At 60.7% G+C, this 22863-nt stretch carries 21 protein-coding genes; 7 read left to right on the forward strand and 14 right to left on the reverse strand.

The window, feature by feature from the left end:
- Position 1 precedes the first annotated feature (1 nt).
- Positions 2-673, reverse strand: coding sequence for a class I SAM-dependent methyltransferase (locus AC2CHD_RS11810; RefSeq protein WP_484553838.1), 672 nt, complete (start codon positions 671-673; stop codon positions 2-4).
- 159 nt (positions 674-832) lie between these two features.
- Here AC2CHD_RS11810 and AC2CHD_RS11815 point away from each other — a divergent pair, with 159 nt between their 5' ends.
- Together AC2CHD_RS11815 and AC2CHD_RS11820 are read left to right on the forward strand one after the other, a co-directional pair.
- Positions 833-1606 carry a glycosyltransferase family protein gene (locus tag AC2CHD_RS11815; protein WP_484553839.1) on the forward strand — a complete coding sequence of 258 codons (774 nt, stop codon included), beginning with the start codon at positions 833-835 and terminating at the stop codon, positions 1604-1606.
- Entirely contained in the window at positions 1603-2619 is a 1017-nt protein-coding gene (locus tag AC2CHD_RS11820) for a glycosyltransferase (RefSeq protein ID WP_484553840.1), read from the forward strand. Before AC2CHD_RS11815 ends, AC2CHD_RS11820 begins: the two co-directional genes overlap by 4 nt.
- A gap of 91 nt (positions 2620-2710) precedes the next feature.
- Here the strand turns inward: AC2CHD_RS11820 and AC2CHD_RS11825 are convergent, their stop codons facing one another.
- From AC2CHD_RS11825 to AC2CHD_RS11880, 12 genes are all read right to left on the reverse strand, one after another.
- Entirely contained in the window at positions 2711-4282 is a 1572-nt protein-coding gene (locus AC2CHD_RS11825; protein WP_484553841.1) for an ABC transporter substrate-binding protein, read from the reverse strand.
- Between the two features lie 43 nt (positions 4283-4325).
- Positions 4326-5411 carry an S-methyl thiohydantoin desulfurase family protein gene (locus AC2CHD_RS11830; protein WP_229447741.1) on the reverse strand — a complete coding sequence of 362 codons (1086 nt, stop codon included), beginning with the start codon at positions 5409-5411 and terminating at the stop codon, positions 4326-4328.
- The gene (locus AC2CHD_RS11835; RefSeq protein WP_484553842.1) at positions 5408-6526 is read right to left on the reverse strand and encodes an S-methyl thiohydantoin desulfurase family protein; all 1119 of its coding nucleotides are present in this window, start codon (positions 6524-6526) and stop codon (positions 5408-5410) included. The genes AC2CHD_RS11830 and AC2CHD_RS11835 overlap by 4 nt, the downstream gene beginning before the upstream one ends.
- Positions 6519-8075, reverse strand: coding sequence for a hydantoinase/oxoprolinase N-terminal domain-containing protein (locus AC2CHD_RS11840; protein WP_229447739.1), 1557 nt, complete (start codon positions 8073-8075; stop codon positions 6519-6521). Before AC2CHD_RS11840 ends, AC2CHD_RS11835 begins: the two co-directional genes overlap by 8 nt.
- 29 nt (positions 8076-8104) lie before the next feature.
- Positions 8105-9784, reverse strand: coding sequence for a dipeptide ABC transporter ATP-binding protein (locus tag AC2CHD_RS11845; protein WP_484553843.1), 1680 nt, complete (start codon positions 9782-9784; stop codon positions 8105-8107).
- Positions 9785-9786: 2 nt separating this feature from the next.
- Positions 9787-10662, reverse strand: a complete 876-nt coding sequence (locus AC2CHD_RS11850; RefSeq protein ID WP_229447737.1) for an ABC transporter permease — start codon at positions 10660-10662, stop codon at positions 9787-9789.
- Positions 10662-11690 (reverse strand): ABC transporter permease, encoded by a 1029-nt coding sequence (locus AC2CHD_RS11855; RefSeq protein WP_484553844.1) that lies wholly within the window; start codon positions 11688-11690, stop codon positions 10662-10664. The genes AC2CHD_RS11850 and AC2CHD_RS11855 overlap by 1 nt, the downstream gene beginning before the upstream one ends.
- A 131-nt stretch (positions 11691-11821) precedes the next feature.
- A complete protein-coding gene (locus AC2CHD_RS11860) occupies positions 11822-13723 on the reverse strand; it encodes a helix-turn-helix transcriptional regulator (protein WP_484553845.1) in 1902 nt (633 codons plus the stop codon).
- Between the two features lie 171 nt (positions 13724-13894).
- Positions 13895-14680, reverse strand: a complete 786-nt coding sequence (locus tag AC2CHD_RS11865) for an ABC transporter permease (RefSeq protein WP_484553846.1) — start codon at positions 14678-14680, stop codon at positions 13895-13897.
- A complete protein-coding gene (locus AC2CHD_RS11870; RefSeq protein WP_229447733.1) occupies positions 14680-15474 on the reverse strand; it encodes an ABC transporter ATP-binding protein in 795 nt (264 codons plus the stop codon). The genes AC2CHD_RS11865 and AC2CHD_RS11870 overlap by 1 nt, the downstream gene beginning before the upstream one ends.
- Positions 15471-16475, reverse strand: coding sequence for an ABC transporter substrate-binding protein (locus AC2CHD_RS11875; RefSeq protein WP_484553847.1), 1005 nt, complete (start codon positions 16473-16475; stop codon positions 15471-15473). The genes AC2CHD_RS11870 and AC2CHD_RS11875 overlap by 4 nt, the downstream gene beginning before the upstream one ends.
- A 112-nt stretch (positions 16476-16587) precedes the next feature.
- A complete protein-coding gene (locus AC2CHD_RS11880; RefSeq protein ID WP_484553848.1) occupies positions 16588-17424 on the reverse strand; it encodes an IclR family transcriptional regulator in 837 nt (278 codons plus the stop codon).
- A 68-nt stretch (positions 17425-17492) separates the two neighbouring features.
- Between AC2CHD_RS11880 and AC2CHD_RS11885 the strand changes: the two genes are divergently transcribed.
- On the forward strand, positions 17493-18440 hold the full coding sequence (locus tag AC2CHD_RS11885; protein ID WP_484553849.1) for a cupin domain-containing protein: 948 nt from the start codon (positions 17493-17495) through the stop codon (positions 18438-18440).
- A gap of 84 nt (positions 18441-18524) precedes the next feature.
- On the opposite strand, the gene AC2CHD_RS11890 is transcribed toward AC2CHD_RS11885, so the two are convergent.
- Positions 18525-19655 (reverse strand): FAD-dependent monooxygenase, encoded by a 1131-nt coding sequence (locus AC2CHD_RS11890; protein WP_484553850.1) that lies wholly within the window; start codon positions 19653-19655, stop codon positions 18525-18527.
- A 233-nt stretch (positions 19656-19888) separates the two neighbouring features.
- Between AC2CHD_RS11890 and AC2CHD_RS11895 the strand changes: the two genes are divergently transcribed.
- The 4 genes from AC2CHD_RS11895 to AC2CHD_RS11910 are packed head-to-tail and all read left to right on the forward strand — an operon-like array spanning position 19889 to position 22779.
- Complete coding sequence (locus AC2CHD_RS11895) at positions 19889-20191, forward strand: recombinase-like helix-turn-helix domain-containing protein (RefSeq protein WP_484553851.1); 303 nt, start codon at positions 19889-19891, stop codon at positions 20189-20191.
- A complete protein-coding gene (locus tag AC2CHD_RS11900) occupies positions 20181-20951 on the forward strand; it encodes an ABC transporter ATP-binding protein (RefSeq protein WP_484553852.1) in 771 nt (256 codons plus the stop codon). Before AC2CHD_RS11895 ends, AC2CHD_RS11900 begins: the two co-directional genes overlap by 11 nt.
- Positions 20952-20977: 26 nt before the next feature.
- Positions 20978-21952: an ABC transporter substrate-binding protein gene (locus tag AC2CHD_RS11905; RefSeq protein WP_484553853.1), complete on the forward strand. Its 975-nt coding sequence runs from the start codon at positions 20978-20980 to the stop codon at positions 21950-21952.
- A gap of 59 nt (positions 21953-22011) precedes the next feature.
- Entirely contained in the window at positions 22012-22779 is a 768-nt protein-coding gene (locus tag AC2CHD_RS11910; RefSeq protein ID WP_229447725.1) for an ABC transporter permease, read from the forward strand.
- The last annotated feature ends 84 nt before the right edge of the window (positions 22780-22863 follow it).

The raw sequence follows: 22863 nt of genomic DNA on the forward strand, positions 1-22863 counted from the left end.
ATCAACGGAGAACATGACTGAAAAGTATTACATTTCGGGACGAGTGATAGACGTCATAATGGAAATCTTTTTCTGAAAAGAAATCAAATAGACGCTTGACCCCTACACGGCCAAGAACATTTTGATGAACTTCAATATATACCTTTTTGACACCGGTCAGCGGAATTGAGTCAAAGAGAATTGATTCTCCACCTTCAATGTCACAGATAATCATAGTGGGAGCGTGTTCTTTTAATATCTCTGCCCACGAGATTGTTGGAACGTCGACTTTTCTTTCATAGGACCATGGTTCTGCGGAGAGAGAAGACGCCCAGAAATCCTCACGAATATAGAAAGGAAGCGTATCCTTCTCTTTCTGAGGGGTAACCACAGAATTTATTATTGTGGATGGGACACCGTTTAGTTCGTGGGTTTTTCTAATAACCGGTATCAAGTCAGGATTGGCTTCAATGACGGTGAGTGAATCGACTCGTTCCGTCTTCCAAGCTATTGATGAAATATATCCAATGCCGCCGCCGAGCTCGACAATTCTTTCCCCGTTTTGAATAATATCTGGGAGAGAATAGGATTCCTCATATTCATAGCTGCCATTCTTAATGACCTCTATCATCTTGTCCGAAAACACCGAACGATCTATGGGAATTTGAATGCCTTTCAGCGTGAGTTTTTTCATACTTGCGTCCTGGAAAAATGTTGGCGAACGGTGCAACCGATTGGGGTAATATCAGTGTCATCCGCAGTTGTCACTCTATCCGTGCTCAACGCCAATCGGTCGTTTGATTGCGATATTCATTATCGAGTTGCCGAAGCCTCGCGGCACGGCTGTGTTGTTGTGCGACTAGAGAAGGATGGGGAGCCGCTTATAGGGAATCACTCCATCCCCACCCGCCTCAACATGGGCGGTGCCGGCGGGTTTTCCTATGCCATCCTCTCGGCGCTGGCCGGCGGGGCCGAGTGGGTCTGGATCATGGATGACGATGCCTTTCCGGTCGGTGAGGATTGCCTCAAAACGCTTCTGGAAGAGGCGAAGGCGCGGGGGCTGGAGGTTGTTTCGCCCATCATCGTCGCGCCCGAGGACCAGCAGCGCCTGTCCTTTCCCTTCCGCGTGCGCGGAAAGCTGACGCATGACCGCGCGGCGGTGGAGACGCTGGACTTCATCCCCTCCATGGCCCAGTTCTTCAATGGTGCGCTTGTGCACCGCGATGTCTTCTTCAAGGTCGGCCTGCCCGACATGCGGCTCTTCATCCGCGGCGATGAGGTGGATTTCATGGTGCGGCTCAGGCGCGCGGGCATCCGCTTCGGCACGGTCACCAATGCCGTGGTGGCCCACCCGCCGGGCTGGGGCGAGATCGTCCCGATCATTTCCGGCCGCGTCAATGTTCTCATTCCCGAAACCGAGTTCAAGCGCTATTACTTCTTCCGCAATCGCGGCTATCTGGCGCGCCGGCACAGGCGGCTGAAGAGCTTTGTGGGAGATCTGGTGCTCTATCCTTTTGTCTATATCGTCAAGCGGCGGTTCGACTGGGCGGGGCTCGCTTTCTGGTGGCGGGCCTTCCGCGACGGACTGGCCTATCGCTTCGACCGCGCGCCGCATCTGAACCCGTGACCGGCGTCGAGACGGGCAAAGGCAGGCGGATCGCCAGGGGCGTGGCGGTGGTGGTCGTCACCTATCGGCGGCCCGCCATGCTGGCGCAATTGCTGGAAAGCGTGGCGGGCTCGACCCTTTTGCCGGAGCGCCTCGTCATCATCGACAATGCCAGCGGCGACGAGACGCCCGCCGTGGTGGAGGCGGCGCGCGCTGCCCTTGGGCCGGTCGAGCTCGACTATCGCCTGCTTGAGCGCAATCTGGGCGGGGCAGGCGGCTTTCACGAAGGGGTTCGCCTGGCCCACGCGGCCGGCGCGGAATGGATGTGGCTGATGGACGACGACGTGGCGCTCGCCCCTTCCGGGCTCGAGACGCTGCTTGCCCATGCCGGCCGATATCGCTGCCTGATGGGAGAGCGGGAGAACAGCGACGGCAGGCCGTTCTTCTTCCAGAACGTCTTTTTTCCCGCCCTCGGCGTGGCGCTGCCGCGCCCCGGCAACCTCTTTCGACGCGCCGATGTGTGGCACACGAACCTCGCCACGTTCGAGGGCCTTTTCGTGCACCGCTCGGTGGTCGATGCGATCGGCTTTCCCGATCCGCGCTTCTTCATCACCTGGGACGATCTCGCCTATGGCTGGCTGGCCTCGCATGTGACCGATGTCGTGTGCGTGAAGGGGGTGGTGCTGCAGCGCCTGCGCCATCAGCGGCAGATCAGCCTGGGCGTGCGGCATCTGGCCGAGGCATCGGATCTCTCGCGCTTCTACATGATGCGCAATCGCGGGCTGCTCGTGCACTATCTGCGCGCAAAGGGCCGCTACAGGCCGATACCCTTCGCCTTCGGTACGGCGCTCGTCGCCCTCAAGGAAATCCTGCGGCTGGTGGCCGTGGAGCGCCGGTTGAAGGGGATGGGAAGCATCACGCGGGGCATGCGCGAGGCGCGGCGCATTGCGCGCGACGATGCGTGGTCGGGGCTGCCGGAAACGGCGGCAGGCGGAGCCCCTTCGCACGCGCAAAAGGCCTCGGCCCGACCCTGACCGGCAGAAAAGCTGATGGCCAACGAAAACAGGCCCCGAGCGGTTTCGGGGCCTGCTGGCTTCGGTTGCGGCGGGATGAGCCGCTTATGGCTCAGCCCTCGCAGGACCACCACATGCGCGAGAAGTCATAGTCCCAGCTCTGCATCGGCACTTCCGCATAGCCCTGGAGGCAGGAATGGGCTGCCATGCGCTTCAACTGGGTGAGAAGCGGAATTTCGGCCATGTTCTCGTGCAGGCGCGCCTGGATGTCCTTGTAGATGGCATTGCGCGCCGCCTCATCCACCGTCGCACGGGACTTGTCGATCATCGCGTCGACCTCGGGGTCGTTCACCCACGACATCGAGGACCATGTGCCCGCCGCGCGCGAATGGTATTGCACGAAGAACACGGAATCGGGCGAAGGATAGGTCGGACCGTAGAACACCTGCGCCGTGTTCGGCGTTGTCTCCACCTTGGTGGCGAGCTCGGTGATGCGGTTCCACGGCTCCGGCTGCAGATCGACCTCGAAACCGATGGTCTCCAGCGTCGATTTGAAGAGCAGCCCGATCTCCTCCTCGAACGCCGTGTTGGCGACATAGGCATGGCCAAGCTTGATCGGCTTGTCGCCGGCATATTTTGATTTGGCGACTTCCTCGGCGGCCTTCTCGAGGCTGTATTCGGGGGAGGGGAGCTCGTCCAGATGCGCTTCGGAGAACAGCGAGGAAAGCACGCTCTTCATCTCGCCACCCGGATAGATGACCTCGCGGATGGTCGCATAATCCAGCGCATAGGCGATGGCGCGACGGATATGCACGTCATCGGTGGGTGGGAGCTGGTTGTTGACCTTGAGGTAGAAGCCCGTCGCGGTGCTGGCCTCGATCAGCTTGTAGGTGTCGAGCGCCTCGATGGCCTTGTAGGTCTCGCTGCTCTGATACTGGGAGGAGAGACCCAGCTCACCACGCTGGGCGAGCGCGCGCACCGTGGCTTCGTCGCGCGTGACGACGAAACGAAGTTCGTCGATCGGACGATCCTTGGCCCAGCCGGCGTGGTAGCCCTCGTAGCGCTGCATGATCATCTCGGCGCCGCGGGTCCAGCCGCTGAGATTGTAGGGGCCGGCGCCGAGGCTGTTTTCGGCCAGGTAGTCCTCGCCCCACTCGCCGTCCTGTTCTTTGGCCACATCAGAATTGACCACGAGAACCAGCGGCGTGATGGAAATGAACGGCGCGTAGACGCGGTTGATCCGGATTTCAACCGTATGGTCATCGAGCGCCTTGACGTTCTCCGGATCGACGAGATCGGAGAAGAGATAGGCCGGACCCTCGTTCAGCGAAAGAAGGCGCTGCAGGGTATAGACAACGTCCCTGGCTTCCACCGGGCTGCCATCCTGAAAAGTCGCATCCTGCTTCAGCTTGAAGGTGTAGGTCTGGTTGTCGTCGGAGACCTCCCAGCTTTCCGCGAGCTGGGGCACCACCTCACCGCCACTGCTGACGGTTGTGAGACCGTCATAGAGGTTCACGGCAGCCATATACTCGGTGTAGTCGGTGATCTTGGCCGGATCGACCGTGCCGAAAATCTGCACGACGTTGACGACAAGCGAAAGCTTGTCCTGAGCCACAGCCGGCGCAGTCAACGCTGTGGTGGCAGCGAGAACCGCACCGGCCAGCGCATGTTTCAAAAGTCTCATTGTCCTGTTCCTCTTCTCTGGTTCCATCAATGTTGCGTCCTTCTCACCGGGACATCTGGTTCAGCGGCACGTAGTCATGCTCGTAGCCGAAGTATCGGGGCCCAACGAGCTCAAGCCCCTCGGGGGTCGACCATTGGGGATCACAGGCAAGCCCGATCATATTGACCGCCAGCCCGTAGCGAAGTTGCTCTGTTGTGACGGGAAGGCCGCCATCGGCGTCGAGCGCGCAAATCAGATCGGGTGTGACAGCCAAAAGGCCATCATCGTCGCGGCAGACCAGGAACTCGTTCTGGAATTCGACTTCAAAGGACCGTCCCTCATCCTCGTCGATCCCTTTGAACAGAGCCTTGCCGCGGGCGAAGCCTCCGACGGTTCGCCGGTCGATATCGACGACGCGGCCTGTAAACAGGCGTTTGCCGTCCAGCCGCTTCAAAAGGGCGGCTGCAGGATTGCGGCTTGCCTTGCGCTCCGCCGCCATCGTCTCGCCGATCTCCTTGATCAGTGACATGGTGCCGTGGAGAATGCCGCGTTTCACCTCTGCTCCGCTCATGGGGTAGAGTGCGACAAGCGCCGCGCCACCCATTTCCACCGTCTGACAGCGTGCCAGTCTTTCGGTCCACCGGTTGGAGATCGCATTGATCACCGAGCTGTTGCCCTTGTCATCGGCCAAAACCATCGGTGTTGCCGAGATGCCGTGGATCGTCAGCGTCACCATTTGCAACTCCGGGAATGCCCGGCCCATCCCGTCGCCATCGACCAGCGGCAACCCGGTGGCGGCTGCAACGGCATAGGGGATGGTGGAATTCAGGCCACCCGCCTCGATGCAGATGAGGGCATCGGCCTTGCGGCCCAGAAAGGTCTCGAGCTGGCTGAGGGCCTCGCGGGCTTCCTCGCCATTGGGCAGTTTCTCGACCATCACGGTCGGAGCTCCCATCATGCAGACGGGGATGCACAAGGCGTCGTCGGGAAGTTCGTCGGCGGAAATGACGGTGACCGGCCCGTGCGAGGCAATGACCTGCTTTGCCATCAGCTTTCCGATATACGGATCGCCACCGCCGCCCGTGCCCAGAAATGCACCGCCGAGCGCGATGGCGTCCATGTCATCCGCGTTCACAGAAAAGGAGGTCATGCCGCACCTTTCTTGTCGTTCGTGTCCATCGGCTTGAAGGCGATGTCTCCGAAGCCGAACCCTTTCGGGCCCACCACATCAAGCGCTTCGGGGCTGCGCAGGAGCGGATGGCAGGGAAGGGCGAGCACCGCAACGCGCTGGCCGTATCGCAGCATTTCGGTGGAAATCGCCTCGCCGCTGTCAGCATCCAGGACGACAATCAGATCAGGGACGATGACCTCGATCTCGCCGTTGCGCGAGAAGATCAGGAACTCGTTCTGGATGTGAATGGAAGCCTGATCGTCATCATAGGTGTCAAAACCCTGGATGATTGCTTCGCCGCGGACGAAGCCTCCGGCCAGATGGCGTTTCAGATCGACAATCTTGCCCCGAAACACCACTTCGCCGTTTTCGCTCTCACAGATCGCTTCCACAGGGTCGCGGTGCTCGCGTCGGGCATCGAGAACGGCGTTCCCGAGCGAAATGGCTTTGCTGTAGGAATGGGGAATGGCGTAGCGCTTGATGAATTCTCCCGACATGGGAGCGCTTGCCAGCGTCGAGGCGCCGCCCTGTGAGACGACGCAGGCTCGCGCCATCCGCTCGTGCCAGAGTTCTGAAATCGCATGGTCGAAAATCACCACGTTGCCGTGGGGATCGCACATGACGCTTGGCGTCGAGCGATGCCCGTAAATGGCATAGGTGGTCATCTGCATTTCCGGGAACGCGCGGCCCATGCCATCGCAGTCGACGACAGGCAGACCTGCCATCGCGGCTGCGATCAAGGGCTCCATTGAATTCTGACCGCCGATCTCCTCACAGGCAATCGCGTCCACCTTTATGCCAAGACGCTCTTCCAGCGCCCTGACACAGCGCAGCCCTTCGCGTCCCTCCTTGATGCGTTCATGCGAAACGAGAGGAGCGCCAATGCCCCCCATCGCCACGATGCGTGCCTCGTCCGGAACGCTTTCCAGAGGGATGATCTCCATGACATGGCCATCACGCAAAGCCTGGCGCACCCGCAATTTGCCGATATAGGGATTACCGCCGCCGCCCGTGCCGAGAATGCCCGAGCCGATTTCCAGCGCGTCGACCATCGCCTCATCGAGGCGCCACCGGCCGTCCTGGCGATCAAGCATCGTGACCTCCCATCTCGCCCACGACCTTGACGTGAATACGGGTCGCATTTCCCGGCAGATAGGCCAGTGGTACATCTTCGCGTTCGATGGTCTCGATCGTCTCGGCCACGGCACCGGAGCGGATGGCCTTTTCGCGCGCCTCGTCCTCGGCCTGCTTGAGGCAGATTTCGCGCGTCAGTCCTTTCTCCAGCGAGAAGATGCGGTCGACCTCTCCGCTGATCTGCGCGATCGCAGCGCCAACGGCATTCGCCACGGCGAAATTTTCCGGCCGCATGACCTTCAGATCGCCGATCTGCTCCGGCATCAAGATCGAGCCGCCGCCGACCGCAATGACAGGGACAGGGTCAGGAGAAAGGCGCGTGCGCTCGATGGCGCGCTCCAGCATGCTGGTCATCTCGGCGCGGGCTGCTTCCAACAGAGCCGGGTCGAGGTCGGCGACGCGGGCGCGGTCACCCACCTCCGCTTCGCCTCGGGCCACGGCGATATCGGTCGTGGTGAGCGTGTCACCGCCAAAGACGCGTGCTTCCCGGGTGATGCGGTAGCCCACGGATTGCGGGCCAACGGTGACCTGGTCGCCCGATTGGCGCACAAGCGAGCCGCCGCCCAGCCCGATGGAGAAAACATCAGGCATGCGGAAGTTGGTTCGCACACCGCCGATGTCTACCACCGTGGCCGCCTGGCGCGGAAAGCCGTGCTGGAGCGACCCGATATCAGTGGTGGTGCCGCCGATGTCCACAACGATGCCGTCGCGCACACCCGTGAGGAAGGCGGCCCCGCGCATGGAATTGGTCGGGCCTGACGCGAAGGTCAACACCGGAAAGCGCTTTACCGTCTCCGCCCCCATCAGTGTGCCATCGTTCTGGGTGATGAAGAACGGGCAGTGAAGGCCGGCCGATTTCAGGGCATCAGCGAAGGCTTCTACCGTGCGAGCGCTGAGCTGAAGCAGGCTCGCATTCATGACGGCAGCGCTTTCGCGCTCCAGGAGGCCGATGCGGCCGATCTCGCTGGAGAGGACCACCGGGATGTCAGGGCACTTTGTCAGGAGGCGCTTGCGGGCTTCCTCTTCCATCTGCGCATTGATGGGACCGAACACGGATGTGATTGCGACGGCTCCAATGCGCTTGGCGTTGATGTCGTCGGCAATCCGGTCGATTTCCTCAAGGTCGAGTGCGGCAAGCTCGCGGCCGTCGAACTCGTAGCCGCCGCGCACGAGATAGCCATGGCCCCCGACTGCCTCGCGCAGGTCGTCCGGCCAGTCGACCATCGGTGGCAGGCAAGCGGTTGCCGGCAGGCCAAGCCGGATCGCTGCCACCGGATTGACATGCCGGCGCTCGATCACCGCGTTGGTGAAGTGTGTTGTGCCGATCATGACGGTCGTGATCTTCGAACGGTCGATATCGGCCTTGGAAATTGCCGCTTCCATCGCTTCGCGCACGCCGGAGGTCACATCCTCGGTTGTCGAGGCCTTGACGCCGGAAAGCACATTGCGGCCCTGCATGATCACCGCATCGGTGTTCGTGCCGCCAACATCGATCCCTAGACGATACATTTTTCTGGTCCTGCCTTTCTGAAGGGTTCTCAGGCCGCCGTGTCGACGAGGTAGCGTCGCCGCTCCTCATCGCTCACGCGGGGTTTGTGGGCTTCTTCCTCGTCGCTGATCACCGGAACGGCGGCGATGAGCGCGCGGGTGTATGGGTGCTGTGGTGCCTGGAACAGCGTGCGCGGTTCACCGGCCTCGACTATCTCGCCGCGCAGCATGATCGCGATCTGGCTGCAGAAATTGCGCATCAATGACAGGTCGTGAGAGATGAAGAGATAGGTCAATCCAAGCTCTTCACGCAGCCGTGTCAAAAGCGCGATGACATTCTTCTGCACGGAGACGTCGAGCGCGGATGTCGGTTCATCAAGGACGATGATTTCCGGATCGGCGGCGAGGGCGCGGGCAATGGCAACACGCTGCTTCTGCCCGCCGGATAGCTCATGCGGGTATTTTCCGACATAGCTGGCCGGCAGGTCGACCTGTGCGAGAAGCTCGGTGATGCGTGCGTCCCGCGCCTTGCCGTTCAATCCGGCAAATGTGAGGGGAACCGCAAGCGTCTGTCCCACGGTGCGCTTCGGATTGAGAGAGGTGCCGGGGTTTTGATAAACGATCTGGATCTTTCGCCGGAAGGCATCACTGCCGCGCTCGCTGGCGACTGGTTTTCCGTCGACGGTCACCGAACCGCTGGAGGCATCGATCAGGCCCATGACCATGCGCGCGACGGTGGTTTTTCCCGAACCCGATTCGCCGGCAAGGCCGAAGACTTCTCCGCGCCGCACCGATAGCGACACGTCCGAAACGGCCACATGTCTGGTCCGCCGACCGATCAGGGGTTTCTGCTCGAAAACCTTTGTAACGTTCTGCATCTCCACGATGGGCGCAGCTGTGGCGGGCTTCTGGTCTTCCACCTTCTTCCCATAAAGGGGCGGGATCGCATCGATCAGTTCACGGGTATAGTCCTGGCGTGGTGTGGAGAAGATCTCGCCGAGACGTCCGTGCTCAACGATCTCTCCGTAACGCATCACATAGACATCGTCCGCCATCTGCCGCACGACGCCGAGATTGTGAGTAATCATCAGCAGGGAGAGGCCGTTTTCATCGACGAGACGGTTGATGAGTTTCATGATCTCATCCTGCGTTGTCACGTCGAGCGCGGTTCCTGGTTCATCGGCGATCAGGAGATCCGGCTGGTGCAGAAGGGAAAGCGCGATCAGAACGCGCTGACGCATGCCGCCGGAAAGCTGGGAAGGATAGGCGGAGACAATCCGCTCCGGATCATTCAGCTGAACGCGGCGCAGGACTTCGAAGATCCGATTCTGACGCTCCGCCGCGCCCGTTCTGCGTCCGAGACGCCGGTCGGCATGATACAGAACGTCATCGAGATGCCTGCCGATCTTGAACACCGGATTGAACGAGGAAAGCGGGTCCTGCATTATCACGGAAAAGGCGGTGCCCTTTAGCGCGTCGCGCCGGGCTGTCGGCATGCTCAGAACATCCTCATCGCGATACTTGATCGATCCGCTTTCCACCCGTGCGTTGCGCGGCAGCGTTCCGAGAATAGCCTTGCTGGTGACCGATTTTCCGGACCCAGTTTCCCCGATCAGGGCGACACGGCCACCTTGCGGGATTGTCAAAGCAACATCCCGCAACACATGGTGCCGGCGTCCATAGGTCTGGAAGGCGACGTTAAGGCCTGAGACGTCGAGAAGTGCGGTCATCGTCAAACCTCCACGTCGAACATGTCGCGGAGCCCGTCGCCCAGCAGGTTGAAACCGAGGGTGGCGTAGAAGATGGCAAAGCCGGGTGCCAGAACGCCCCACCACATTTCCGGCAGGAACTGCCGACCGTCTGCCACCATGGAGCCGAGGTCCGGCGTCGGTGGCTTGACCCCGAGGCCCAGGAAGGAGAGCGTCGCCCCGAACAGGATGACGAAGGCAGCATCCAGGGTGGTTTTGACCGAGATGACGGAGATGCAGTTCGGCAGGATCTCACGGGTCAGAATATGCCAATGGCTTGCGCCGGCAAGCCGCGCAGCCTCGACAAAATCTTCAGCCGCGATCGACTTGGAAACGCGATAGACAAGACGCGCATGCCAGGTCCACCAGAGAAGGGTGATGGCGATCATCGCGTTGACGAGATTGGGTTCGAGCACATTGCCGACCGCCAGCGCCATGACCAGCGGCGGGATGGCCAGCATGACATTGGTGAGACCGGTGATGAGGCGCTCTGTCCAGCCGCCGAAGTAGCCCGCCGCCAGCCCCAGTGCTGCGCCAAGCGGAACTGCCACGGCGAGCACACCGACAACCAGAAGAAGGGAAACCCTGAACCCGAAAATGACGCGGGTGAGAATGTCACGCCCCACCTTGTCGGTGCCGAGCCAATAGGCAAGGTCCGGTGCGGCGTGCCGCGCCCGGAAATTGACCGCCGCACCCACATGTTCGGGATAGGGCACAATCAATGGTGCGAGGATCGCCAGCAGAATGACCGACAGCACCATGGCCGCGCCGATGATGGCGGTGGGATTGCGCGTGAAGCGGTACCACGCCATGTAGCGCGGAGTAAGGGCTTCGAGTTCAAGAGGCCTGCTGGAGGACATCAGCGCGCCTCCTTGAGACGAAGACGCGGATCAAGCATGAGCAGGATAATGTCGATAACGATATTGGCGACGATGAAGAAAAGGCCTGACAACAGGACCACGCCCATCACCGCATTGAGGTCCTTCTGGAGAATGGCGTTGAGGCCATAGGAAGCAAACCCACCCCAGGAGAAGACGAGTTCGACCACGAAAGCGTTTCCGATCAGCGAGGCGAACTCCAGTCCCATGATCGTCAGCGGTGCGATGGAAGACAGCTTCAGCAAATAGCGGAAGACAATGACGCGATCAGGCACGCCGAAGGACTGCAATGTCAGCACATGATCACGCCGCTGGTTCTCGATCATTGCGGACCGGGTTATGCGGGTGATCTGGCCGATACCCGACATGGCGAGCGCAAGCGCGGGAAACAGAATGCGCTGAAGCGCGTCCAGGAACACATCGAAGCGTCCGTGAACAAGGGAATCCACCAAGAGCAGCCCTGTGGGCCCCGTGGGTGCGGCCAGCGAATGGTCGATCCGGCCGATGATCGGCCAGTTCGTCAGAAAATATGCTGCAAAGAGCTGGAGAAGTATGGCGAAGAGGAAGCTCGGCATGGTGACGCCGACGATGGAAAACAGCCGTCCCGTATTGTCGATCCAGGTGTTGCGATAGCGTGCGGTGATGACGCCAAGCGGAATGGCCAGCAACGCCATCAGGATAACGGTGACCAGAACCAGTTCCAGGGTCGCCGGAAGCAGGCTGGCGATTTCGGTGCTGACGGCGCGGCCGGAGATAAGCGAGCGACCGAGGTCCCCCTGCAGCGCGTTGGTAACATAGGTGACATATTGCTCGATCAGCGGACGATCGAGCCCCATTTCCATGCGCATTGCGTCAACCTGCTCCTGCGAGGCGCTTGGGCCGAGTGCGATGCGCGCAGGATCACCCGGTACCACGCGGGCGAGAATGAAGATCATCAGCGACAGAACGAACAGCACGCCGACGAAACCGGCAATGCGCTTGGCAAAGGTGTAGAGATAGTTCTCCTGCATGCAGCCTTGATCCCCGAACCGCCGCACCTGGATCGGTGCGATCTTTGTTGTTGGTATCCTGCGGCTGGGAGGCGTTCCGTCGCAACGCCTCAAGAGTCTAGGTTTTAATCAATCTAGTATAGGTTTTTGCCTCAAAGCCATCCAAGGGAGCGCGCTGCTGCGACCGCCTCTGCGCGTCGCTGACAACCCATCTTTCGATAGATATTGGTGAGGTGAAATTTGACGGTCACCTCCGCAAGCCGCAGCTGCCGCGCAACGAATTTGTTGGTGCCGCCTTCCGCCACAAGTCGCAGAACGCGCAGTTCCTGTGCGGTGAGCACGGTGGATTTCGTTTCGCGCCCGGGAGAAAACCCGTGGAGTTTGCGCAATGTCGCACGTCGCTCGGCGGTCGAGATCACCTGTGAGCCCACCCGCTTGTCATCCACGAGAGCATCCACCAGGCCTATGTCGCCGAGCAGGTGAGTGATGACGCCGATGCGGGCCAGTTCGTCCAGAAGCTCTGCAAACAGGTGGCGCGCCCGGGTCATGTCCCGGTGGACCCGCGCGAGGTAGGCGGCCCAAAGCCGCAACCGGCCCTTGTCTCTCTCGCCAATATGTTCATTGCGCAGCAGCGCTTCGATCTGGGCGCGCAGCAGAGGCCTTCGGGGAAGGTGTTGTATGAGATGACGAAGCCACGCCATCGCTAGTTCGATCTCGATGGGGTCGACCAGGCGCGAGAGTGCTTCTTCTGCCGTTTCCACCCATGTCAGGTTGATGCGCGACTGCACCGCCATGAGCCGGTCGGCGGCGGCCTGCCAGCGATTGGCATTCTGCAAGAGCTCGACTTCGCGCATGGTGATCGCCGTGTTGAAGCGACGGGATCGCCATTCCTGCACGCGCCACTTGTCCAGAAAACTGATCGCCGCGCCAAGCCCCACCTGGCGGCTGACAACCTGTGAACAATAAACAAGCGCAAGCTCGACCACGGCGGGCCAGATTTCGCCATAGGCGAATTTGTCGAATTCTTCGGCCACGAAGCGGACCAGATGTTCGGCCTCCCCTTTTTCATAGGCGAGCACACCTTCCAGCAAGGACATAAGCCTACGATCGGCGGGGACGTCGAAGGGCACGCGCTCAAGGGCCTCCTGCGCCGCCTGCACACGGAGCTCGGCCTCTGAAAGCATGCCGCGTTGCAACGAAAAGACGACACAATGCAGTTCGATGTAAAAGACGAGCAGATGAGCCTGTGCCTGCTGATAGTGATAAAGCGCGCGCTTGGCGATCTCCTCGGCCTCGTTCAGTTCCTGCCGCTGCAGGCAGACCGCAAGCATTGCGTTGTAGAAACTGCCGCGATGCAGATGATCGTCAATCGGCAGCTCGGCCAGCATGTCGAAGAGCTTTTCGCGCAGCTGATTGGAGATGGGTTGATCTTCATAGATCGCCATCAGGAACCGGAATTGGCGTACAGCCAGCGGGTAGCGCCCGCGCGCGGAGATGACAGTTTCGAGACTGTGCATCTCGTTGCCGAAATGCTGGGCCATGAGATAGCGTGCATGGGTGACGTTGCCAGCCTTGAGCGCGTGCATGGCAAGCGCCATGGTCAATGTTTCTTCGGTGTCCACCATGGCCTTGGGAAATCGGTTCAGGACGTCGAGGCAGGCGTCATTTCCATGGAAGTGGATGAAGTAGATGCCACCATTTTCCTGAAACAGGGTCAGCGCACGCTGGTGGTCACCATTCTCCTGAGCAGCAACGATCTGCGTTACGGGATCATCCACGGACGATGTCCCGCACTCCTCCTGCGTCAGAGCGCTCGACAAGTGGTCAACCGCGCTTCGCCTTGCCACAAGTGTGTTTTCTTCCTGGTGGTAGTGGACTGTGCGGGGAAGCCGTCCGGCCAGTCTGCGGGCCGCGCCACGCTCATGGCTCCCGACCAAAAGAGTGCACAGTTCAGCGCCTTCACTGCTGCTATGCAGACGAAGCAGAAGCGCCCGCTCGTCCCGGGGAAGCAGGTCAACAAGATCGGCAAGAAGGTCGGGCAGCGGCGAACGCATGGGAAGCGGTATAGCGCTGCAAGGGGAATTTCACAAAGCCGTTATGGGCATAGGAAAAGTCCGCTGCCGGAGGTCTTGGTGAGGAACGGCTGGTCGCTGAACAAAGGGGGCAGCCGCAATCGTGAAAGGATCGAACGTCCACGATTGCGAGCATGAGGGAAACCGTTGCAGCTAGGCCTCCCGGCTTTTGCCTGCCACGGAAGCATGCCAAGGGGTCAGCCAGCCACGCAACTGGGCGATCAGCGTGTAGAGCGTCAGCCCGATCAGCGTCAGGAGCACGATGACGGCGAAGAGGCCGGGGACCTGAAGCTCCTGAAGCATGGCGACGGCGAGATAGCCGAGACCCTCATTGCCGCCGATGAACTCGCCGACAATGGCGCCGATCATGGACATCACCACTGCCACCTCCATGCCGGCCAGAACCACGGGCAGGGCGGTTGGAAGGTCGAGCATGGTGAAGCGCTGGACCGGATTTGCCTGCAGCATGACGAACACGTCGCGGTCACCCGGTTCAACGGAGCGGAAGGCGACAAGTGCATTGGAGAACACCGGGAAAAAGGAAAGTGCCGCGGCGATGACGATTTTCGATTCCAGTCCGAAGCCGAACCACAGGATGAAAAGCGGTGCGAGTGCGATCTTGGGAATTAGCTGCAGGCACACGATGAAGGGTTTGAAGGCCCATTCGAGCATCTGCACACGCGCCATCGCCATACCGAGCGTGATGCCCAAAAAGACGGCGATCAAAAAGCCTGAAACCGCTTCGATGACGGTCACCATCGCATGACGCCAGACCGCGGCATCGCTCACGAGTTCGATAAAGGCGACGACGATCTGAAAGGGCGTTGGCAGAATGAAGGCCGAAACCTCGGCGGTGCGGACATAAACCGTCCATGCGATCAGAAAGAGTGCTACCGTCGCAACAGGAAGTGCGACGCGGATCAAACGGTCGGTGCCCATCAGTGGTCTCCTGTCAGACTGGCGCGAAGGCGCAGGAGCATGTCCTGGAATTCGGCGTTGCGTTGCAGATCGAGCGTCCGCGGACGCTCGAACGGCATCTCGACAACTTCGGTAATGCGCGCCGGACGGGCGGCAAGCACCACGACGCGGTCGGAAAGAAAAGCCGCTTCGGTGATGGAGTGCGTAACGAGAATTGTCGTGACATTTGCCTTCGCGCAGACCGACATCAGCTCCATATTGAGCGTGTCGCGCGTCATGGCATCCAGCGCGCCGAAGGGCTCATCGAGCAACAGAACCTGAGGCTCGGTGATAAGGGCGCGGGCAAGCGAGGCGCGCTGACGCATGCCGCCGGAGAGCGCGGAAGGGCGCACATTCTCAAAGCCCTTGAGGCCCACGGTCTCGCAAAGAACGTGGGCGCGCTCCTCCCGCTCTGCCTTGCTGACGCCGCGCAACCGCAGCGGCAGGGCAACATTTTCCGCGACCGTGAACCACGGAAAAAGCCGCGCCTCCTGAAACATCATTGAGATGGGGCGAGTGGCTGCCGCAGAGCGCTTGCCATTTTCCCAGACGGAGCGGTTTCGGACGATGATCTCGCCTTCGCTCGGCCGCTCCAGGCCGGCGATGATGCGCAGAAGCGTGGTCTTGCCGCAGCCCGACGGTCCGAGCAGGGAGATAAAGTCCCCCCGCTGCATGTCGAGCGTTGCATCGCCGATGGCGCGGACAGCGTTTTCGCCCTGTCCAAAGGTCTTGCCGACACCCAGAATACGGATGTCGGCGGCATTTTCGATGGTCATGCTTTGAGGGCCTGGTCCAGGAGGTCGTTGGTATAAAGCTCCGTGGCCGGGACCTTCTTGTCGATCAGCTTGGCATCGGCCAGCAGTCCGACGGCCTTTTCCCAGACCTCCGGGACATTGCGCAGAATGTTGTCATTGCCCTTGGAAGCCCAGTTCTCCGCATTGGTACGCAGATCCTTTTGCGCTGTCTCGAGATTGTTCAGGCCGGTGACCTCGTGCTTTTCGCCGATGGTCTTGAGAATGGGCTGGAGGTCCTCGGTCGTGGCAATCTCGCTGGCCGCCCTGTGGGTGGCACGCAGGAAGGCCACGAACTTTTCCGGGTTTTCCGCGATCTGGTCGGGACGCGCCACATAGACCTGGCCGGGCATGCCATCGTCGATCGGCATGACATTCACATCATCCCGCGCCGAACTGGCGATGATCATCGACGAAGTGTTGCCGAGGAAGGCACCGGCGCGACCGGCCTCGATCAGGGCAAAGGAGGCAGCCGAATCCGCCACCTTGACCTTCTCCACCGTGTCGGGGGAGATGCCCGCACCGGACATCATCAGATCGAGCGTGCCCTCCATGGAGCCGCCCAGCGACGCCATGCCGACCGTCCGGCCTTCCAGATCGGCGATTTCGTTCACCGGATTGTCCTTTGAGGACAGAACGAAGAAGGGCGAGCGCTGCGCGATGGTGGCGATGGAGATCAGCGGCGCATCATTGTTGACGCGCGACACGATGTAGTTGGTGCCACCGGTTCGACCCGAATCCATCTGTCCGGCAATGGTCATCTGCGCGGCAAGAGCCGCACCCTTGCCAGCCTGAAGGTTCATGGAAAGCCCTTCTTCGGCATAATAGCCTGCAGCATCCGCGTAGATGACCGGCGCAAAGGCAAGCGAGAGCGAGAAGGGGGTAATGAAATTGAATGTTTCTTCGGCGTGACCCTTGATGGGGAAAGAGAGCATGGCTGCGCTGCCCATTGCCCCCAACATCAGGTTTCTTCTTGAAATATTCATGCTAAGCGCCCCTCTGTTCAAATTTGAACTCATTGTTCAATGAAATCTAAGCGCAAATCGGCGGCTCTGGCAAGAGTGGCTTGGCTAGCCGGGTAACAAACATTTGCCGGGATCACCCGTTCGAGATTCGGGAAGAGGGTTTCGGCAGCCCTCCCAAAAGGCGTGTTATTGCATCTGCGGTGCGTTCGACCTCCTGTCGGACCGTTTCATCGATGCTGTCCACCCGGTCGGCCGATGCTGCCTGTGTGGCGTTGATGGCGGCAACGACATTCCCTTCAATGTCGCGCACGGGCGCGGCGATGCTGACGATCCCGGTCTCGAAACTGCCGACCTGGACAATCGACCGCGAATGCCGGTCGCGCTTCCATTGCGCGCTCACTTCGCTCAGGCTGCGCGGCGTCTGGCCTGGCGCATTCTGGTAGGTCTCGTCGCGAAAGAGCCGGATCAGCTCTTCCTCGCTGAGATCGGCGAGCAGGACGCGGCCCATTGTGGTGCCAGCGGCAGGCAGGCGGCTGCCGACATGAACAATGCTGGCGAGACCCATATGGCTGGGAACGCGCAGCATGTAGAGCACAAACCGGCCGTCACGCACGCCCAGATGGGCCGACCAGTCGGTTGCGTCGCGGAGTTTCTCAAGCTCGGGCAGGGCGACTTCCACCAGCTCGCGTGTTGCCAGATAGCCGTAGCCCAGCCGGAGAACGGCGGGCCCAAGCGTGTAGCGCGCGGTTTGCGGATTGTGCAGGAGGTATCCCTGGTGTGTCAGCGTGTAGACCGTCCGAAAGGCCGCCGAGCGGGTGGTGCCAAGCTGGCGGGCGATGTCCGAAAGCGTCATCTCGCGGTTGTCGGGCGTGAAAGCCTGCAAGACCTGCAGGCCGCGGATGAGGCCGGGGACAATGTATTTGTCGTCGGAGAGAACGGTGTCTCGGGAGGGCGCTGGTGTTTTGTCCATAAAACGCTGTCTAGCAGGTAAAACGAGCTTGTCCTAGCCTTCGGTTAACTCACAGGAGAGGAAAACCGATGACCATACACACGACTGCCGCTTCGGCGCTTGCTCAGGAACTCGCTGCCCATACGGGGCGCTTTACCGACAAGACGTTCGACTGGAACGCTTTTCCCTCGAATGCCGGTTTCGATGATCTGGCCCGCGCGCAGATGCGCTATATCGGTGCCGGCGGTTCGCCGAAAGTGGGCGATACAACGACCCTGAAGCCCGATCATTTCACGTTGAGCCTGATCCACAAGGAGCCGGGCAAATATGCCGCCTGCCACAGCCATGAGATCGAAGAGAGCTTCCTGATCATCGATGGCGTGCTCGTTGTGGGCTGGGAGAAGGATGGCGAGGTGGTCGAGGTCAAGCTTGGCGCCAAGGACATGATCCTCAACGCCCGCGAGATCGGCCACGGCTTCCGAAACGACGGCGTGGTGCCTGTGCTGATGTCGATTTCGGTCGATGTGGGCAAGCCGCTGCCGCCGGTCTATCATTATCATCCCAAGGAGCATCCGGCGGAGCTGGCGCGTAGCTTCGGCGCCGAACCCGGCAAGACGCTCCCCTTCGATCGCAATGGCAGCCACCCGCTGCAGAAGCTGATGGCGCAGTATGTGGTGCGCCACAGTGAACTGCCAACGATCTGGGAGAAGGCCGGCTTCACCCGCAAGGTCTATGTGGGCGAGGGCGGTATTCAGCACGACACTTGCCGCAAGGAAATGCTGGGCATTCCCTCCAAGGTTGGCATCAAGCCGATCGTGCGTGATGTGGAGGATGCTTATCTTGTCCTTGAAGGATCGTTGATCGTCGGCTGGGAAGAGAATGGCGAAACTGTGGAGGTGGAGCTTGGGCCACGCGATCTGGTCAAGACACCGGCCGGCCGCAAGCACTGGTTCCGCAACAACGCCGCAGCGCCTGCCGCGGTGTGGTCAGTCATCGGCTCGTCCAAGCCCGATGGGATTGTCTACGAGGCGGCGTAGGCTCCGCGCTCTCGAGAAATGAAAACGCCCCCGGCTTCGCCAAGTCGGGGGCTCTTTTGTTCCGATTTGTATAGCCGGCGGCGCTCAGGCCATTTCAGCAAGCTCCGTGGCCCAGGCATTGTAGCCATACACCCAGTCGGCATTGGTACCCTGTTTGAGCCAGTCATTGGCCAGCGAGCCCTCCTGCACCCGCGCCGTGCGCGGTATGCGCGCGCCTTCATAGCTGCGCAGGGCTTCGGGGATGGAAGCGGGCGTGGCGCCTTCGAGCGCCCTGGCCAGAACGACTGCATCCTCGATGGCCATGCAGGCACCCTGCGCCATGAAGGGTACCATGGGGTGAGCGGCATCGCCCAGAAGCGTGATCGCGCCGCGCGACCAGCGCTCCATGGGTTCGCGCACATGCAATGCTGAACGGGTTACGCTTTCGCAGGCGTCGAGCAGCGCGCGGGCTTCGGGGTGGAAATCCGCATAGGCGTCACGCAGTGCCTGAATATCTCCGGGCAATGTCCAGCCCTCTTCGGTCCAGTCATCCTGCGGTGTGGTGGCAAAGACGAAAATCTCCTTGCCCAGATTGAGCGGGAAGGTGACGATCTGGCGCTCGGGGGTCGGGCCCCACCATTTGGTGAAGGAATCGAGATTGGGAATGCCTTCGCCGCGCTCGCGCGGGAACACGGCCCTGTAGGACACCAGACCGGTGAAGCGTGGATGATCTTCGCCGTAGAGTGAATGCCGCACGGCCGAGTGAATGCCGTCAGCTCCGATCAGCACATCGCAGTCAAAGCGCGCTCCATCGGTCAGAAGAGCGGTCGCACCGGTCTCTTTCACCTCTGCGCTTTGCACCTGTGTTGCAAAGCGAATGGTGTCTGGAGCCAAAGCATTCTCCAGCGCTGCCAGAAGGTCAGCCCGGTGAATGGTAAGCTGAGGCGCGCCATAGCGTTCCTCGGCCGCCGTGCTCATGGGGAGGCGCGAGGTCTCCTCGCCGGTATCCCACGTGCGGCTGATGCGATATTCAGGCCGTGCCGCTGTCTTGCGCAAAAGGTCTCCGATCCCGAGCCCGTCGAGCGCATGCACTGCGTTTGGGGTGAGGTTGACGTCGGCACCGATGCGGCCGAAGGCGCGGGCGCGCTCGAAAATCGTGACCTCGTGCCCCTGTTGTTGCAGCGCGATCGCCGTTGCCATTCCACCAACGCCGCCACCGGCTATGCCGATCTTCATCCAGTTCACTCCCAATATGTTCAAATAAGAACTTATAGTTCAATAAATAACGGTATTCCGTGTGGAGTTCGGTGTCAACGCGGCCCCGGCATCAAGGCCGGGCGATCCGGTTGTTTGCAGAGAAGACCTCGGCCTCCCCAGCCGCTTGGAAGGGCAGTTGACAAGGACGTCGGGATTCGTCATTCTAATTTTGAACAATGTGTTCTTATTTGAACGTTGAGTGGGAGCAAGAGATGGACGCCTTCAAAGATCGCCTGTCGCAGCGCGCCTTCGACACGGGGCGTCCCGGGCTGGAGCATCAATGCCGGGGGCGTGAGCTGGACGAGCGGGAGAACGTGCTCGCCGACGCGTTGATGGCGATCTATGCCACCGGTGAGCACGACTTTTCCGCAGTAGCGCAGCAACTGGCCGAAAAGGGCGTGGTTGCGCCTCGCTCCGGAAGAACAGACTGGACGGAAGAGCTGCTCAACGAAGAGCTCGTGGCAACGAACAGGGAACTGGACGCGGCATACGAGGCTCACGGCTATGGCGCTTGAGTTTCGCTCCGTCAGCAAGGAGTTCACCACCGGGGCCGGGCAGAACCTCGTTGCCGTGAACGACATCAGTTTCCGGGTGAACGAGGGCGAATTCGTTTCCGTGGTCGGACCGTCCGGTTGCGGCAAGAGCACGATCCTGAGCATGACCGCCGGCCTCTACCAGCCAACGCGCGGTGAGGTTCTGGTCAGTGACGAGCCTGTCAGCGGCCCCAATGCGCATGTGGGCTTCATGTTGCAGAAGGATCTGCTTCTGCCTTGGCGGGATATCGTCTCGAATATTGAGTTTGGACTGGAAGCACGCGGCGTCGCGCGGGCCGAGCGGCGCGACCGCGCCATGGCAGAGTTGAAGCACTGTCATCTGGCGGGGTTCGAGAACCATTTTCCCTACCAGCTCTCCGGCGGTATGCGTCAGCGTGCGGCACTGGCACGAACGCTGGCGATCAAGCCGGAAATCGTCCTGCTTGACGAACCTTTCTCTGCGCTCGATGCGCAAACCAAACTGCTGCTACAAAACAGCTTTGCCCGAACGATCTCCGAGACCGGTAAGACGACGCTTCTGATCACCCACGATCTGGCCGAGGCGGTCTTGATGTCTGACCGTATTCTCGTCCTGTCCGAACGCCCCGGCACGGTCGTGGCGGAGATCAAGGTCGACCTGCCGCATCGCGACGAGCCGCTGCAGCGCCGGGTCATGCCCGAAGTCAGCGACTACGCGGCGCAGATATTCAAGCATCTGAAGCTGGAAGAAAAAGCCATCTGATTGGCCACAAACAAAGGGGAATTTCGATGAAACGCATGCTCAAATCGGCACTTGCCGCTGCCATTCTGACGGCCTCGGCCGTGAGTGCGATCGCTGCCGAAAAAGTGACTTATCTCTTCCCGGCTCCTGACTTCCTGCCGGCATTCGCGCCCTTCCAGCTAGCAAAGAGCAAAGGCTACTTTGGCGATGCTGGCCTTGATGTGACATTCCAGGTGGGCAAGGGCGGCGCCGATGTGGCCACCCAGGTCGCGGTCGGCAATGCGGATCTTGGCGGAGGCATTGGCGACACGCCGATCATCGTGCGCGCCAACGGGCTCGACATTCGCGGCGTGGCCCTGCTCGGCGGGCGCGGACTGACGCAGCTTGCCTGGCGCAAGGATAGCGGCATCACCGGGCCTGCGGACCTAAAGGGCAAGTCGATCGGTGTTCTCGCCTTCCAGGATACCACTTACTACAACCTGCTTGGCGTGCTGGCTTCGGTCGAGCTGGGCAAGGCCGATGCCGATATCCAGGCGGTTGGCCCTGGCGGCATCATTCAGTTGACCATCGCCGGCAAGCTGCACGCCATGTCCGGTGTGCCGGAATGGATTGCCGCCATCGAGGCAGCAGGCGTCGAGATGGAACAGATGCCTGTCGATGAAGTCTTCCCCGCCATGGCGCAGGCCATTATCGCGTCCGACAAGACCATCGAAGAGCGGCCGGAAGTGGTGCGCGGCTTCGTCGGTGCCGTACTGAAGGCGGTTGCCGATATCTCTGCCGATCCGGCTCAGGCGGCCAAGGACTATGTCGCCGCGGTCCCGCAGCATGCGGGCAAGGAAGCTGAGATCGAGGGCATTCTGCGCTCTTATGCAACGCTGGTTTACCCCGAAGGCGAGAACCAGCCGCTCGGCGCATTCGACCCGTCACGCATCGGCAAGGTGCAGGCCTTCTATGTCGACAACGGCATCGTCCAGACCGCCGTTCCGATCGATGATCTTTACACGAACGAATTCGTCCAATGACACAGGTCGGTTCGATGGAGACCGGGGCGAAAGCCCCGGCCGAGGTGGCAAAGCCCGTTATGAGTTCGCAGAGTAAGACATATCTGGCCAGTCTGGCGCTCCTGGTGCTCGTTTTGCTCGCCTGGCAGTTCCTGCCACCGGCGCTCGGGGTGCCGAAATTCATCATCCCGACGGTGACGGACTGCCTCATCGAGATGAAGCGCATGCTGCTTCAGGAAGGGTTGGTGGGCCACACGCTTTCGACGGCGCTCTACACGGTGCTCGGCTTTGCCATCGGAAGCCTGCTTGGTGCGGTGATCGGCTATCTGCTCGGCATGTCGGAGTTCTGGGAGAAGGTGCTTTCGCCCTATATCCTGGCGCTTCAGATCGCCCCGAAAGTTGCCTTCGCACCGCTGTTCATCATGTGGTTCGGCTACAACGCCATGCCGAAGCTTCTGGTCACCGTGCTGATCGTGTTCTTTCCCGTTCTGGTCAATGTGCTGCAGGCCATGCGCACGGTCGACCGTGATCTGGTCAATCTGGCACGTGCCTACAACCTTTCCCGCTGGGGCATCTTCATGAAGGTCGAGATGCCGTCCACCCTGCCCAATCTGATGGCGGGCCTGAGGATCGCATCCACGCTTGCGGTGATCGGCGTGACGGTTGGCGAACTGGTGGGCGGAAACACCGGGCTCGGCTTCCTGATTTCCTACGGCGGCGGACAGGCGAATGCGGCGATGGTCTTCAACGCCATCGTGCTTCTGACCGTGATCGGCTTCCTTCTCTACACGGTGCTCGTGCGGATCGAGGAACGGGTGCTGCACTATCTGCCGAAAGCCCAGCATTAGACCGGCGCAAGAGAGTGGGCCGAAGCTGGCTTTGAACAAACAAGACCACCGGAAGCGGGAGGCTTCCGGGATCCAGTACGGAGA

The sequence above is a fragment of the Nitratireductor sp. ATLC21 genome (assembly GCF_057196525.1).

Bases quoted from the DNA above. Each gene is read 5' to 3' on its own strand.
- AC2CHD_RS11810 (WP_484553838.1), bottom strand. From the start codon at position 673: ATGAAAAAACTCACGCTGAAAGGCATTCAAATTCCCATAGATCGTTCG.
- AC2CHD_RS11825 (WP_484553841.1), bottom strand. From the start codon at position 4,282: ATGAGACTTTTGAAACATGCGCTGGCCGGTGCGGTTCTCGCTGCCACC.
- AC2CHD_RS11830 (WP_229447741.1), bottom strand. From the start codon at position 5,411: ATGACCTCCTTTTCTGTGAACGCGGATGACATGGACGCCATCGCGCTC.
- AC2CHD_RS11835 (WP_484553842.1), bottom strand. From the start codon at position 6,526: ATGCTTGATCGCCAGGACGGCCGGTGGCGCCTCGATGAGGCGATGGTC.
- AC2CHD_RS11840 (WP_229447739.1), bottom strand. From the start codon at position 8,075: ATGTATCGTCTAGGGATCGATGTTGGCGGCACGAACACCGATGCGGTG.
- AC2CHD_RS11845 (WP_484553843.1), bottom strand. From the start codon at position 9,784: ATGACCGCACTTCTCGACGTCTCAGGCCTTAACGTCGCCTTCCAGACC.
- AC2CHD_RS11850 (WP_229447737.1), bottom strand. From the start codon at position 10,662: ATGTCCTCCAGCAGGCCTCTTGAACTCGAAGCCCTTACTCCGCGCTAC.
- AC2CHD_RS11855 (WP_484553844.1), bottom strand. From the start codon at position 11,690: ATGCAGGAGAACTATCTCTACACCTTTGCCAAGCGCATTGCCGGTTTC.
- AC2CHD_RS11860 (WP_484553845.1), bottom strand. From the start codon at position 13,723: ATGCGTTCGCCGCTGCCCGACCTTCTTGCCGATCTTGTTGACCTGCTT.
- AC2CHD_RS11865 (WP_484553846.1), bottom strand. From the start codon at position 14,680: ATGGGCACCGACCGTTTGATCCGCGTCGCACTTCCTGTTGCGACGGTA.
- AC2CHD_RS11870 (WP_229447733.1), bottom strand. From the start codon at position 15,474: ATGACCATCGAAAATGCCGCCGACATCCGTATTCTGGGTGTCGGCAAG.
- AC2CHD_RS11875 (WP_484553847.1), bottom strand. From the start codon at position 16,475: ATGAATATTTCAAGAAGAAACCTGATGTTGGGGGCAATGGGCAGCGCA.
- AC2CHD_RS11880 (WP_484553848.1), bottom strand. From the start codon at position 17,424: ATGGACAAAACACCAGCGCCCTCCCGAGACACCGTTCTCTCCGACGAC.
- AC2CHD_RS11885 (WP_484553849.1), top strand. From the start codon at position 17,493: ATGACCATACACACGACTGCCGCTTCGGCGCTTGCTCAGGAACTCGCT.
- AC2CHD_RS11890 (WP_484553850.1), bottom strand. From the start codon at position 19,655: ATGAAGATCGGCATAGCCGGTGGCGGCGTTGGTGGAATGGCAACGGCG.
- AC2CHD_RS11895 (WP_484553851.1), top strand. From the start codon at position 19,889: ATGGACGCCTTCAAAGATCGCCTGTCGCAGCGCGCCTTCGACACGGGG.
- AC2CHD_RS11900 (WP_484553852.1), top strand. From the start codon at position 20,181: ATGGCGCTTGAGTTTCGCTCCGTCAGCAAGGAGTTCACCACCGGGGCC.
- AC2CHD_RS11905 (WP_484553853.1), top strand. From the start codon at position 20,978: ATGAAACGCATGCTCAAATCGGCACTTGCCGCTGCCATTCTGACGGCC.
- AC2CHD_RS11910 (WP_229447725.1), top strand. From the start codon at position 22,012: ATGAGTTCGCAGAGTAAGACATATCTGGCCAGTCTGGCGCTCCTGGTG.